Raw genomic sequence first — 12,767 nt, forward strand, 5'->3', positions numbered from 1 at the left:
CCCGCTCCGGTCCGTCGTCAGCGGCCCGCGTTGCGCGGGTGCTGCTTCGCGGTGCGCTCGTTGCCGCGGCGGTAGTTGCCCGTGACGCGCGCCATCAGCTCCTGGTCGTCCTCGCGCTCGACGTCGTCGAGGAAGCGGGCGGCCGCGCTGCCCCGCAGCACGGTCGCGCGTCGGCCGCGGTGCGTGATCAGCACCTCCGCGCCGCGGACCTCGTAGTCGAATCCCTCCGGTCCAGGCATCAGGGAGCCCACCCGTCCGGCGGGTCCTCACCGACGAGCCCGTCGACGGCCTCGCGGAGCAGGTCGGCGTGGCCGGTGTGGCGGCCGTACTCCTCGAGCATGTCGAAGAGCAGCCGGCGCAGCCGCGGGTGGTTGCCGTTGCCGTCGTCGACATGAGCCACCAGGTCGAGACCTCCCTCCGCGATCGCGGCCTCGATCCGCTCGTCGGCGCGCTCGACCGCCTCGTCGTACGCGGCGTACAGGTCGGCGGCGGACATCGTGTCGGCGTGGGTGAACTCCCAGTCGTTGCTGCCGTCGGAGCCCATCGAGGCCCACGGCTCCTCCAGCTCGATCCCGCGCAGCTTGGTGAGGAGGTAATAGTCCTCGGCCGCGGCGAGGTGGAGCAGCAGTCCGCCGAGCGACAGGGTCGACGGCGAGAGCCGGTGCCGCAGGCCGGCCTCGTCGAGCCCGCCCGCCTTCCAGCGGAACGTCGCCCGCAGCCGGCCCAGCGCGCCCAGCAGGTGCTCGACCTCGGTGCCGGCCAGCGGCGGCTCCCACCACGGCGGGACCCACACGTCGGCCCGGCCGGTCGTCTCGTCGGTGCTCATGCGGGCGACGCTAGCGCCGGTTCCGGACGTTCGGCTACCGCATGCGCGTCCCGGTGTCGAGTCTGGACAAGGCAGTGGGTGCGGAGCAGGGTGGCCGGATGCGACGACTCGGAGCGACCCTCATCCCCGTGGCAGTGCTGACCGCACTGGCCCTCACCCTCCCCGCCAGCACCACGGCCGCACCCGGCCACGCCGGCGCCAAGCCCAAGGGACCCAACCCGTTCAAGGACGGGTGGACCGAGAAGGTGCTCGACGCCGACCAGAACTTCCGAGGCCTCGAGGCGGTCAGCCGCAACGAAGCCTGGGTCACCGGCGAGAGCCTCACCGACGGCGGGCCCGCGCGGGTCTTCCGCACCACCGACCGCGGCGAGACGTGGACGGACGTGAGCCCGGACGACACAGCGGGCCTGTCGTTCCGCGACGTCGAGGTGCACGGCAAGGTCGCGCACGTCCTGGCGATCGGCCCCGGCGACGCGTCGCGGATCTACCGCTCCACCGACGGCGGCGCCTCGTGGACGGAGTCCTTCCGCAACGACGACGAGGACGCGTTCTACGACTGCATGGCCTTCTACGGCAACGGCCGCCGCGGCCTGGCCGTCAGCGACCCGGTCGACGGCAAGCTGCGCATCCTCTCCACCGAGGATCGGGGGCGGACCTGGGAGGTGCTGCCGTCCAAGGGCATGCCGGCCTCCGACAAGGAGTTCGGCTTCGCCGCCAGCGGTGACTGCCTGGTGACCGCGGGCCGCGCGGCCTTCCTCATCACCGGCGGGGCCAAGTCGCGCGTGCTCAAGTCCGTCGACCGCGGCCTGACCTGGACGGCCGTCGAGTCCGGCATCCCGGCCGGCGAGGCAGCCGGCGGCTTCGCCGGTGCCTTCGCGACGCCGCACCGCGGCATCGTCGTGGGCGGCGACTTCGCCGACGCCGAGGACACCGCCGACACGACGGCGTACACCCGCAACGGCCGGACGTGGACCCTCGGCGGCGACCTGACCCACATCGGCGAGGACGTGACGGTGCTCCGCGGCTGGCGGTACGCCCTCGCGACGGGCGACTACGACGGCTCGGCCGGGTCCAGCGTCACCCGCGACGGCGGCGCGACCTGGCAGCGGGTCAGCGACAAGGGCTACCACGTCGTCGACTGCGTCGGGAAGACCTGCTGGGCCGCCGGCAGCGAGGGCCGCGTCGGCCACAACTGACCGCGGACCGACCCCGGGTCACCCGCGGAACGGGATCCGCGACCTGACGACCGGCACGCCGTCGTACCCGTGCTCGGCCAGCAGGGCGAGCAGCGAGTCGACGGCGGCCGGGCCGTTGGGCGAGGGCGACATCGCGATCGCGCGGACCGGCAGCCGGGCCGCGTCCGTGCGGACCGACCGGATGCCGTCGCCGCCCGTCAGGCTGAGGTAGGGCGCCATGCCGTAGGGCGTGGCCCGGTAGCGGACGAGCCCTCCCGGCAGCGGCCCGTCCCCGGTCCCGCGGTAGATCACCGTGCAGTGGCGGGTCTCCCGCTCGTCGGTGAATCCCTCGTGCTTGATCAGCAGCAGCGCCTGCTCCATGTCGTCGAGCAGGTCGGCTGCGTCGTCGAGGACCTCGGCCTTGCTCGCGCCCGACGAGGCCAGCGACAGGGCCCGCTGGATCTCGTGCGGCAGGTCGTCGAAGACCGCGTCCACGAGCCGGGCCTGGTCCTCGGCCGAGTAGCGGACCGGGGTCCACGGCCGGTGCCGGACCTGCGTCGGGCCGGTGTCGACCTCGGTGGCGAGCACAGCGAGGGGTGAGGCCGGGTCGAGGCCGATGGCGTAGGACTCACCCTGCCCGCCGTAGTTGCGCCACATGGCGAGGAGGTCCCAGCCGCCCGACGCGGAGAGCACGAAGAAGAGGCCGGGCGAGACGCTGTGGTCGATGCCGTTCTCCTCGATCAGCGCGGCCGCGTCGCGGAAGAAGCCCTCCTCCTGCGCGGCCCGCTCGCGGAGCTCCCGCTCGAGCAGCTCCACCGCCAACTCGACCTCGCCGGCGTCGTTGAGGAACTGGGCGGAGGTGGCCCACAGCGTGTGGCTGGTCAGGATCGAGAGCAACCCGATGCCGTTGGTGTAGTGCCACACCAGCCCGTCGGGCGGCGCGTCGTGGTGCAGCGGCGGACGGCGGTGTCCCATGGCCAGACCCTAGTCGGGCCGGGTGCGTGGGACCGCTGGCTAGGCTCGAGCGGTGCCCGACCTGACCCGCGTCCCCACCGCTCCCCTGCTCGCCGGCGGCCTCGTCGGCGGCTTCGTCCTCGCCCAGCAGACCGGCGTACGTCCCCTCGGCGGAGCCGCGATGCTCGGCGCCAACGCGGTGGCCGCCCGGCAGTGGTACGCCGTCGGCGAGGCGCCGCTCGCCGCCGGGCTCACCGCGGCCTACTGGACAGCGATGGGCGTCTCGCACCCGCTGGCGAAGAAGATCGGCCGCTGGCCGTCGGTCGGCGGCGTGACCGCCGCGGCGGCCGGCGCCGCCTGGCTGCTGGCGGACCGTCGCCGCTGACTGTCCACCAGGTGAAGCGTCAGTCCTCGGGGAGGGCGGCGAAGGCGGCCTTCATGTCGCGGTACCAGCCGAGCGACTTCTTCGGATGACGCCACCGGCCCTTCATCTCGTCGCGGGCCGGCTGGTGGGCCTTGTCACCCTCCTTCTCGGCCTGCTTGAGGTGCTGGTCCTGGGCGTTGATCACGTCGTCGTGGGTCTCGCCGCGGTGGGCCAGGTCGCACGGGCCGCCGAGCTGGCGGCAGGTCATGGTCTTCATCGGGATCTCTCCTCCGTCGGGGTCCTGCTGGTCTGACGATCGGGCGGGCACGGATGTGACCGCTGCTCCGGATCTGCTGGGATCTACTTCGGGTCGGCACCGTCGCGGCGTACGACCTGGGCGAGGACGTCGGGGGCGGCGCGGAAGGTGATGCCCCGCACCTGGCCGTCAGCGACCTCGAAGTCGAAGACCACCTTGGCCTCGCCCTTGAGGTACCAGGCGGAGGCGGGCCGGTCGCCGACGAAGACCGCGAGGGCGGTCTGGGCGCTGCCGTTGAAGAAGGTGGCCACCTCGTCGCGGCCCTCGATCGACGCCGGGGTGCCCATGAGGATCGCGGCCTCGTCGGCGCCGACCACGGCGTCGGGCGCCAGCAGCTGGAGCAGTCGCTCGAAGTCGCCGCCGCGGGCGGCGTCCATGAAGGCGTCGACCACCTCCCAGTCCGCGAGCGCGTCCTCGGAGGACGGCTGGGCGACCTTGGAACGGGCGCGGGAGGCGAGCTTGCGCGCGGCAGCGGGCGTGGTGTCGAGGACGGCGGCGATGGTGGTGAACTCGAACCCGAAGCTGTCGTGCAGCACGAAGGCGACCCGCTCGCGCGGCGACAGCCGGTCGATGACGGCCTGGAGGGCGATGCCGACGGTGTCGGCGAGCGCCACGTCGTCCGCCGGGTCGGGCGCGGTCCCGGCGAGGTCCGCGTGGTCACCGAACTCCACGTCCTCGACCGGCACGGGCGTGCGGGCGCGGAGCCGGTCGAGGCACAGCCGCGTGGTGACCGTGGTCAGCCAGGCCGGCAGGTTCTCGATCTCGGTGGCGTCGCGGGTGACCGTCCGGTCCAGCCGCAGCCACGCCTGCTGTACGACGTCCTCGGCCTCGGCGTGGTCGGCGAGCACGCGGCTCGCGATGCCGAGCAGGCGCGGTCGCTCGGCCTCGAAGATCTCCGTCTGGTCCATGGGGTCACCCTCTCGTGTGCGCGGTCCATCCTCCTGACGCAGGGGCGACCGCAGATGTGACCGGTGACCCCGCTGGGAGGCGTCCCGCACACTGGGAGCATGGACGCCCCCCGGCGGCGAGCCGCCCAGCTGGCCACGACGGCCCTCGTCTCCCTGCCCCTGCTGGCCGCCTGCTCGGAGGGGTCCGGGTCAGCGGACCCGCCCGGCGCCTCTTCCTCGAGCAACTCCGCGGCGGCCCCGCCGTCCTCGGAGCCGCCCTCGGCCCCCGCCTCGGAGCCCACCTCGGAGCCGACCGATCCGGCACACCCGATCTCCGTGGCGGCCCTCGCCGAGGCGGACCTGACCGGGGGCGGCCTGCGGCTCGGCGCGGTGCGGGAGCGCACGGCCACCTACACGTCGTACGACGTCACGTTCGGCTCGACGACCTCCGGCGCCGGGTCCGCGCCGCTGCGGATCAGCGGGGTGCTCAACGTGCCGACCGGGCGCGGCCCGCGGGGCGGTCAGGGGTGGCCGGCAGTGGTGCTCGCGCACGGCTACATCGATCCGGCCTACTACGTCCGCGGCCAGGGCATGACCCGCGAGCGCGGCTTCCTCGCCGACCGCGGCTACGTCGCGCTGCACGTCGACTACCGCAACCACGCCGAGTCGACCGACGACCCGCGCATCGAGACCGCCGTCCGGCTCGGCTACAGCGCGGACGTCGTCGCCGCCGTCCACGCGCTGCGCGAGTCGCGCGACGTCCGCGTCGACCCCGACCGGATCGCCCTCTTCGGCCGCTCGATGGGCAGCGGCGTGGTGCTCAAGGCGCTCGCGGCCGAGCCGGGGCTGGTGGCCGCCGGTGTCGCGTGGGCCTCGGTGTCGAGCCTCGAGGGCCAGAACTTCGACCACTTCCAGCGGCCCGACGCACCGGTCGATCAGCTGCGGGCCGGCTTCCGCGGCCGCCACGGCCTGCCCGACGACGACCCGGAGTTCTGGCGGGGCGTCTCGTCGCGGCCGGCGTTCGACCAGATCACCGAGCCGGTGCTGCTCGCCCACGGCCGGGTGGACGACACCTGCCCGCCGGCCTGGGCCCGGGCGACGCAGGCGGCGCTCACCGACGCCGGCGTCGACTCCACCCTGGAGTGGTACGACGACGGGCACGCGTTCGGGCCGGCCTTCATCGCCGCGATGAATCGCACCGTGCGCTTCCTCGACGCCCGCATGCCCGCCTGACCGGGCGGTTCCTCCCCGTCCTGCCCACCGACCGGGCGGTTCCTCCCCGTCCCGAGTCGGCCTGACGGGGACGAAGTGCCCGGTCGTCAGGTGGCGGTCTCGAGCTGCTGCGGTGGCGCGTCGGCGTAGGCGCGGGAGAGGCGGCGGTAGGGGGCGGAGGCGAGGGCCAGCGTGACCGTGGCGAGCATGATCAGGCCGGCACCGAGGAAGACCAGCGCGATGCCGCGGGCCTCGCCGCTGCCGAGCAGCCAGCCCCAGGTCGAGCGGCCCTCGGACGACTCCATGTAGGGGATCAGCCAGAACTCCGCGATCGGCCCGATGAGGAAGGCCGAGATCGGGCTGGCCGCGACCTCGACGCTCTGCGCGAAGCCGAAGACCCGCCCCTGGGTGCGGAACGGCACCACCCGCTGGAGGATCGTCTGCTCCGCCGACTCGGCCGCCGGGATGATGCACATGAAGACGAAGATGCCCAGGACGTAGAGCCAGGCCCACTCGCGCACGGTGAACGTCATGCCCAGGGCGGCGATGCCGAGGTTGACCAGCAGCAGCGTGCGGACGGGGTTGCTCCCGAGGCCGAATCGGGCGACCAGCCCACCGCCGACGACGAAGCCGAGGCCGGTCACGCCCAGCACGATGCCCCACGCCTCGACGCTGAAGAGGGTGAGGCCGTAGGGGTCCATCAGCGCGATGTAGACGCCGTTGACCAGGTTGTTGAAGGTCGAGAAGAGGATCAGCGCCACCAGCCCGGGCACGGCGCGGATCGCGACGACAGCACCGCGCACGTCGAAGCGGGACGCGCCCTCCTCCGGCTCGGGGTCGAGCTCGGGGATGGAGATGGGCAGCAGGTGGAGCAGCGCCACACCGGTCAGGGCGAGCGCGACGCCGAGCGTCCAGCCCATGCCGAGCAGGCCGACGCTGAGACCGCTGAAGACGCTGGTGATCATGAAGGCGATGCCCTGCACGGTGCCGACCAGGCCGTTGGCCTTGTCGCGGCCGTCCTCGGGCACGAGCAGCGTGACGGTGGTCGACAGCGCGATGTTGCGCAAGCTCTCGACCACGCCGCCGACGAGGATGACGGCCGCGAACAGCCAGAACCAGGCGCTCCCCCAGTCGGCCAGCCGCTCCTCGCCCAGCAGCACCCACAGCACGCCGGCGAGCGCGTAGGTCACCAGGGTGATCGTCGAGGAGGTGACCATCACCTGCTTCTTGCGGTGGTGGTCGACGAGCGTGCCGAAGAACGTGCCGAAGACCGCGGTGAACAGCATGAACCCGCCGCCGATGATCGACGTGGCCATCACGGAGCGGGTCTCGAGGTAGGCCCAGAAGGTCAGCGCGAACCAGAGGTAGCTCGAGGTGACGTTGGCGACGAGGGTGTTGACCAGCACCGCGCGGAAGGCGCGCAGCGTCTCGGGGCCGCGGGTGACGCCGGGCGGCAGGTGCGCCTCGACCTGTGGCGCGGCCGGGTCCGCGGGGATGGCGTCCATCTCGTCGTCCAGGGGCACACCGGAACCCTAGGCGGGGGCACCGACAGCGCGCCTCCTCCTCAGTGCCCCATCACCGGGCGACCGGGGACCCGTCGGCCCACATCGCCGCGACGTGGCGTACGTCGGTCCCGCAGCACCCACCCACGATGCGGGCCGCGGGCAGGCGCCCGAGGAGGCCCCGGGTCGTGGCGGCCAGGTCGGACAGGTCACCTTCGTCCAGCTCCTCCGCCTCGTCGAGCTCGGCGTGGCTCTGCCGCGAGGAGTTCACCCGCAGCCCGGCGATCCGGCCGAGCCAGGGAGCCCCGTCGTCGACGCCGCCCGCCACGTGGTCGGGGTGGGCGCAGTTCACGAGCACGTGCGCGGCCCCGGTGCCCGTGGCCGCGTCGAGGCCGGTGATCGCGTCGCCGAGCGTCGTGCCGTCCGGCAGCCGGCCGTCGGTCTCGACGGTGAAGGCGATGCCCACGGGCAGCCCGACGTCCGCGGCCGCGCGCACGACCCCGATCGCCTCGGCGACCGTCGTCAGCGTGTAGGCCGTCGCCAGGTCCGCACCGGCGTCGGCGAAGGCGGCGACCTGGGCACGGTGGTAGTCGGCCGCCTGCTCGGCCTCCATCTCGCCGGCGACGTAGCCGTCACCGCGCGGGCCGATCGACCCGACCACCTGGACCTCGGCGGCCCGGTCGCGCACCTCCTCGGCGAGCGCCCGCAGCCCCTCGACCGCCCGCGCGTTGACGCGGCGCAGGGCGGGGGCGTCGTAGCCGAGCCGAGCACCCCAGTCGGGGTTGGCCCGCCAGGTCGGGGTCTCGAGGAGCAGCCCGGCGCCCGCGCCGGCCGCCACCTCGACGAAGCCGCGGTAGTAGGAGTCGAGCGCGCGACTCCCCTGCTCGTCCTCCACGAGGGGGAAGGCGGCGAAGTCCGGGAGGTCGATCCCTCGGTGGAAGATCAGGTCGGTCTCGAGGCCGGCGTCGGTCACCCACCCCGCGGCCACGTCGGGCAGCCGCCACCCGGTCGTCGTACCTGTCGGTGCCGTGCTCGGAGATGTGCTCATCGGACCCTCCCGAGGGTTTCAGACTGATTGGTCTGTTTTAGCAGACCATCCGGTCTGGTACAAGTGGTGTCATGCCCCGCGACGGAACTGCCACCCGGATCCGGCTCCTCGACGCCGCCGAGCGCCTGGTCACCGACAACGGCTTCGCCGCGACCTCCGTGGACCAGGTCATCGCCGAGGCGCGGTCGTCGAAGGGCGCCTTCTTCCACCACTTCTCCTCCAAGACCGACCTCGGCGAGCAGCTCGTCGAGCGCTACGCCGCGCACGACGTGCAGACCCTCCACGACGGGCTCGCCGCGGTCGCCCACCTCGAGGACCCCAAGGTCCGCCTGGTGGAGTTCGTCCGCCACTTCGAGGGCCGGGGCGACGAGATCATGTCGGCGCAGTCCAACTGCCTCTACGTCTCGGTGCTCACCGAGCGGCAGCTCGCCGGCCCGGAGGCCACCGGCGCGATCCTGGGCGCCGTGGTCGCCTGGCGCGAGGAGATCGTCACGCTGCTGCGCGACGCGCTCGGCGACACCGACCACGACCTCGAGGCCCTCGCCGACCACGTCTTCGTCACCTTCGAGGGCGCCTTCATCCTGTGCCGGTCCACCGGCGACCCCGACCACATGCGCCGCCAGCTCGCCGCGCTGCGGGTGCTGGTCGAGGCGCTGGTCGCCTAGCCCGCCGGGAACTGCTCGGCGACCAGCCGCAGCCGCGCGACGTACGCCGGCCAGTCGACGCCGTCGGGGAGGTTGGACACGTCGACCCGGAGGCCGGCCGCGCCGTCGATCGCCTCGCGCAGGATGTCGGCGTGGCCGGCGTGCCGCGCGAGGTCGACGATGACGTGCGTGACGACCTGGTGCAGCGTGACCTCGCCGTCGGACCACCACGGCACCGACCCGGTCGCCTCGAGCGGCAGGTCGGCGATCGTGGCGTCGCTGAAGGTCATCACCTGCCGGTAGAAGGCGACGACCTCGGCCGCCGAGACCTCGGCCGGCACCCACCAGTCGGCCTGCGGGTCGGCGTCGTAGTCGGCGTCGTCGACCACCAGCGGGTGGTCGGGCTCGGGCCAGGCGCGGCCGAAGGTCGGGCCGAAGTAGCCGATCTCGACGTTGGCGACGTGGCGGACGATGCCGAGCAGGTTGGTGCCCGTGGGGGTGCGCGGGAGCCGGAGGTCGCGCTCCCCCACCCCGTCGAGCTTCCACAGCAGCGCCTCGCGGACGGTGTCGAGGTAGCGCTTCAGGTTGGCCTTCGGCTCGGTGATCATGACGGCGATCATGCCCCTGACGTCCGACGCCGGCGACCGGGACTCAGCCGACCAGCGCCGGCGCCTGCTCGTCGGCGCCGGTCGTCGCGGACCGTCGCGGACCGGAGACGAGCAGGATGCCCAGCGCCGCTGCGGTGAGCGCCGCCCCGGCCCAGATCGGCGAGACGTAGCCGAGGCCGGCGGCGATGGTCAGGCCGCCGAGCCACGCGCCGAAGGCGTTGCCGAGGTTGAAGGCGGCGATGTTGGCGCCACTGGCGAGCGTCGTCGCGCTGCCGGCGTAGGTCATCACGCGCATCTGGAGGGCCGGGACCGTCGCGAAGCCGAAGCCGCCCATCAGCAGCAGGCTGATCACGGTGAGCACCTTGCTCTCGGCGGTCAGGGCGAAGACGACCATGACGACGACCAGCGCGCCGAGGGCGACCAGGAGGGTGCCGCGGACCGAGACGTTGGCGGCACGGCCGCCGAGCGCGTTGCCGACCACGAGTCCGACGCCGAAGAGCACGAGCAGCCCGGGCACGGTCGAGGCGGCGAAGCCACTGACGCCGGTGAGGGTGAAGGCGATGTAGGTGAACGCGCCGAACATGCCACCGAAGCCCAGCACGGTGAGCAGCAGCGACACCCACACCTGCGGCGCCGCGAACGCCCGGACCTCCGAGCGCAGGTCGCTCGCGCCCGAGGCCCGCTGGGCCGGCACGAACGCGGCGATGGCGGCGAGCGCCACCAGGCCGATGACGGTGATCGCCCAGAAGGTCGAGCGCCAGCCCCACAGCTGACCGACGAAGGTGCCGGCCGGGACGCCGAGCACGTTGGCGAGGGTCAGCCCGCCGAACATCAGCGCGATCGCACCGGCCTTCTTGTCGGGCGCCACCATGTCGGCGGCGACCACGGAGCCGATGCCGAAGAAGGCGCCGTGGCACAGGGCGGCGAGGACGCGGCCGGTCAGCAGCACCTCGTACGTCGAGGCGAGCGCGGAGAGCAGGTTGCCCGCCACGAACAGGACCATCAGCCCCTCGAGCACGGCCTTGCGTGGCAACCGCGTGACGCCCGCGGTGATCGGGATGGCGCCGACGGCGACCGCCAGGGCGTAGCCGGAGATCAGCCAGCCGGCGGTCGCCTCGTCGACGGCGAAGTCGGTGGCGACCTCGGGCAGCAGCCCGGCGATGACGAACTCGGTCAGTCCGATGCCGAAGCCCCCGGCGGCGAGAGCGAGCAGTCCCGGCTTCATGTACTTCCTCCAGGTGGTGAGCGTGTGCAATAGAGCGCGTGTGCAACTTTCTCCGAGATTAGTTGCATACGCGGCATGTTGCAAACGCTGGTAAAGTGAGGTCGACGACATCGCAGGACGGGATCGCAGGACGAGAGGTACGCCGATGGGCATCAGCGACGACGCCGTGGAGGTGCGGGCCAGGGGCTGGCGCCGCCTCGCCGCGCTCCACCAGCTGATCGAGGCCCGGCTCGAGCGCTCGCTGCAGGAGCGGCACGACCTGTCGGTCGTGGAGTTCACCGTGCTCGACGCGCTGTCCCGCCAGGACGGCTGGCACCTCCGGATGGCCCAGCTCGCGCGCGCCACCGGTCTCTCGCCCAGCGCGACGACCCGCCTGGTCAACCGGCTCGAGGCCCGTGGCCTGATCAAGCGCATCCTGTGCGAGGACGACCGGCGCGGCATCTACACCGAGCCGACGCCCGCCGGCCGGGCGCTCCTCAAGGCCGCCCGGCCCACCCACGACACCGTGCTCGACGAGGCCCTGCGCGAGGCCGGCGAGACGCCCGAGCTCAGCGACCTCGCGCGCACCGTCGTCGAGCTGGTGTGACCGAGGCCGTGACCGAGGCCGTGACCGCTCGCGTCCACGCCATCCACGTCGCGCCCGGCCGCCGGCTGCCGACGAAGTCGGTCGAGCAGGTCGAGGCGGAGGCCGGCGCCGGGCTGGTCGGCGACCGCTACCACGGCACCCGCCACCGGCACGTCACCGTGCAGGCGCTCGACGACCTGGCGGCGGCCAGCGAGGCGCTCGGCCGGCCGGTCGACCCGGCCCTCACCCGCCGCAACATCACGCTGACCCACGGCCCGATCCCGACGCGTCCCGGTGAGCGGATGCAGATCGGTGCCGTCGAGCTCGAGGTCGTCCGCATCGCCGCACCGTGCCGCCTGCTCGACGACGACCTCGGTCCGGGCGCGATGCAGGCCCTGAGGTCGCCCCGCGGCGGCACGGTCTTCCGGCTGCTGAGCTCCGGGACGATCAGCGTCGGCGACGAGGTCGGCACCGGCTGAGCCGGATCGTGGAGAGAACGGTCAAGCCGGATCCGCTCGCGTGCGTCACGCTGGTCGCATGACGCGCGATCCGCTCCGGGACCTCCTCGACGCAGTGCTCGCCGACGACGACGGTGCGCAGGTCGGCGTGGAGGAGATGGCGGCCCGCACCTTCACGTCGCCGACGCACTTCGCCCGTGTCGTACGCCGTCGCACCGGTGAGCCGCCCGCGAGCCTGCGCCGCCGGGTGCTGCTCGAGCGGGCCGCCTGGCTGCTCCGGCAGGGGCGCTCGGTCACGGACGTGGCGTGGGAGAGCGGCTTCGACTCCCTCGAGGGCTTCTCGCGCTCGTTCTCCCGCAGCTTCGGCATCGCCCCCAGCCGGGCCGGCGAGCTGGCTGCCCACCGGCTCCCCGCGCCGAGCGGGATCCACTTCCACGCGCCGGCCGCCCTCTGGGTCGACGCCGAACCGACGGAGGCCTCCATGGACCTGACCGCCGTGCTCGTCGAGCACGATCTCGCCGACACCACCGCGCTGCTCGACCTCGCGGCCGCCGCCCCCGAGGACTCGCTGCACCGCCCCACCGTCTCCGGGCTGACGCCGGCCGCCTTCGACGAGGCCGACCTGTCGCCCGCGGTCCTGCTGCGGACCCAGGTGCACACCAAGGAGGTCTGGCTGGCCGCCATCGACGGCACGGACTTCCCCGACCACGGCACCGCCGACGTCGCGGTGCTCCGGCGCCGGCACGACGAGGTGGCCCCACGGTGGCGGTCTTTCGTCGCCGACACCGCCCAGCGCGGCGGCTGGGGCGACACGGTCGTCGACGCGCTGTGCGAGCCGCCGCAGTCCTTCACCCTCGGCGGCATCGTGGCGCACGTGCTGACGCACGCGGCCCACCGCCGTGCCCTGGTCCGGCACTCGCTCGACCCGCGCCTGGATCAGGGCAACGGCGACCCGATCACCTGGCTCGAGACGCGACCCTGAG

Annotated in this window: 16 protein-coding genes; 7 read left to right on the forward strand and 9 right to left on the reverse strand. The window is 73.3% G+C overall.

Going from position 1 to position 12,767, the window contains the following annotated elements; genetic code table 11:
• Positions 1-17 precede the first annotated feature (17 nt).
• Positions 18-239: a hypothetical protein gene (locus tag ACE3QY_RS00200; protein WP_374453995.1), complete on the reverse strand. Its 222-nt coding sequence runs from the start codon at positions 237-239 to the stop codon at positions 18-20.
• Positions 239-826 carry a DUF664 domain-containing protein gene (locus tag ACE3QY_RS00205; RefSeq protein ID WP_374453996.1) on the reverse strand — a complete coding sequence of 196 codons (588 nt, stop codon included), beginning with the start codon at positions 824-826 and terminating at the stop codon, positions 239-241. The genes ACE3QY_RS00200 and ACE3QY_RS00205 overlap by 1 nt, the downstream gene beginning before the upstream one ends.
• 98 nt (positions 827-924) lie before the next feature.
• On the opposite strand from ACE3QY_RS00205, the gene ACE3QY_RS00210 reads away from it, so the two are divergent.
• Positions 925-2,022, forward strand: a complete 1,098-nt coding sequence (locus ACE3QY_RS00210) for an oxidoreductase (RefSeq protein ID WP_374453997.1) — start codon at positions 925-927, stop codon at positions 2,020-2,022.
• Positions 2,023-2,040: 18 nt separating this feature from the next.
• Here the strand turns inward: ACE3QY_RS00210 and ACE3QY_RS00215 are convergent, their stop codons facing one another.
• Positions 2,041-2,976 carry a DUF2971 domain-containing protein gene (locus tag ACE3QY_RS00215; RefSeq protein ID WP_374453998.1) on the reverse strand — a complete coding sequence of 312 codons (936 nt, stop codon included), beginning with the start codon at positions 2,974-2,976 and terminating at the stop codon, positions 2,041-2,043.
• Positions 2,977-3,028: 52 nt separating this feature from the next.
• Here ACE3QY_RS00215 and ACE3QY_RS00220 point away from each other — a divergent pair, with 52 nt between their 5' ends.
• Entirely contained in the window at positions 3,029-3,340 is a 312-nt protein-coding gene (locus ACE3QY_RS00220) for a hypothetical protein (RefSeq protein WP_374453999.1), read from the forward strand.
• Positions 3,341-3,359: 19 nt separating this feature from the next.
• On the opposite strand, the gene ACE3QY_RS00225 is transcribed toward ACE3QY_RS00220, so the two are convergent.
• Together ACE3QY_RS00225 and ACE3QY_RS00230 are read right to left on the reverse strand one after the other, a co-directional pair.
• Positions 3,360-3,596, reverse strand: coding sequence for a DUF1059 domain-containing protein (locus ACE3QY_RS00225; RefSeq protein ID WP_374454000.1), 237 nt, complete (start codon positions 3,594-3,596; stop codon positions 3,360-3,362).
• Between the two features lie 83 nt (positions 3,597-3,679).
• Positions 3,680-4,543 carry a sigma-70 family RNA polymerase sigma factor gene (locus tag ACE3QY_RS00230; protein WP_374454001.1) on the reverse strand — a complete coding sequence of 288 codons (864 nt, stop codon included), beginning with the start codon at positions 4,541-4,543 and terminating at the stop codon, positions 3,680-3,682.
• Between the two features lie 99 nt (positions 4,544-4,642).
• Between ACE3QY_RS00230 and ACE3QY_RS00235 the strand changes: the two genes are divergently transcribed.
• A complete protein-coding gene (locus tag ACE3QY_RS00235; protein ID WP_374454002.1) occupies positions 4,643-5,755 on the forward strand; it encodes an alpha/beta hydrolase family protein in 1,113 nt (370 codons plus the stop codon).
• Positions 5,756-5,841: 86 nt separating this feature from the next.
• Here the strand turns inward: ACE3QY_RS00235 and ACE3QY_RS00240 are convergent, their stop codons facing one another.
• Positions 5,842-7,257, reverse strand: coding sequence for an MFS transporter (locus ACE3QY_RS00240; protein WP_374454003.1), 1,416 nt, complete (start codon positions 7,255-7,257; stop codon positions 5,842-5,844).
• Between the two features lie 52 nt (positions 7,258-7,309).
• Positions 7,310-8,284 (reverse strand): homocysteine S-methyltransferase family protein, encoded by a 975-nt coding sequence (locus ACE3QY_RS00245; protein ID WP_374454004.1) that lies wholly within the window; start codon positions 8,282-8,284, stop codon positions 7,310-7,312.
• Between the two features lie 71 nt (positions 8,285-8,355).
• Between ACE3QY_RS00245 and ACE3QY_RS00250 the strand changes: the two genes are divergently transcribed.
• The gene (locus tag ACE3QY_RS00250) at positions 8,356-8,949 is read left to right on the forward strand and encodes a TetR/AcrR family transcriptional regulator (RefSeq protein ID WP_374454005.1); all 594 of its coding nucleotides are present in this window, start codon (positions 8,356-8,358) and stop codon (positions 8,947-8,949) included.
• Here ACE3QY_RS00250 and ACE3QY_RS00255 read toward each other — a convergent pair.
• Positions 8,946-9,536, reverse strand: coding sequence for a DinB family protein (locus tag ACE3QY_RS00255; protein ID WP_374454006.1), 591 nt, complete (start codon positions 9,534-9,536; stop codon positions 8,946-8,948). The two genes, ACE3QY_RS00250 and ACE3QY_RS00255, sit on opposite strands and share 4 nt — an antisense overlap.
• Before the next feature lie 43 nt (positions 9,537-9,579).
• Positions 9,580-10,761: an MFS transporter gene (locus ACE3QY_RS00260; RefSeq protein WP_374454007.1), complete on the reverse strand. Its 1,182-nt coding sequence runs from the start codon at positions 10,759-10,761 to the stop codon at positions 9,580-9,582.
• A gap of 145 nt (positions 10,762-10,906) precedes the next feature.
• Between ACE3QY_RS00260 and ACE3QY_RS00265 the strand changes: the two genes are divergently transcribed.
• The 3 genes from ACE3QY_RS00265 to ACE3QY_RS00275 are packed head-to-tail and all read left to right on the forward strand — an operon-like array spanning position 10,907 to position 12,766.
• Positions 10,907-11,347 (forward strand): MarR family winged helix-turn-helix transcriptional regulator, encoded by a 441-nt coding sequence (locus ACE3QY_RS00265; protein ID WP_374454008.1) that lies wholly within the window; start codon positions 10,907-10,909, stop codon positions 11,345-11,347.
• Positions 11,344-11,805 (forward strand): MOSC domain-containing protein, encoded by a 462-nt coding sequence (locus tag ACE3QY_RS00270; RefSeq protein WP_374454009.1) that lies wholly within the window; start codon positions 11,344-11,346, stop codon positions 11,803-11,805. The genes ACE3QY_RS00265 and ACE3QY_RS00270 overlap by 4 nt, the downstream gene beginning before the upstream one ends.
• 58 nt (positions 11,806-11,863) lie before the next feature.
• On the forward strand, positions 11,864-12,766 hold the full coding sequence (locus ACE3QY_RS00275) for a helix-turn-helix transcriptional regulator (protein ID WP_374454010.1): 903 nt from the start codon (positions 11,864-11,866) through the stop codon (positions 12,764-12,766).
• The last annotated feature ends 1 nt before the right edge of the window (position 12,767 follow it).

Origin of the sequence: Nocardioides sp. (genome assembly GCF_041913365.1) — a bacterium.
GTDB lineage: Bacteria > Actinomycetota > Actinomycetes > Propionibacteriales > Nocardioidaceae > Nocardioides.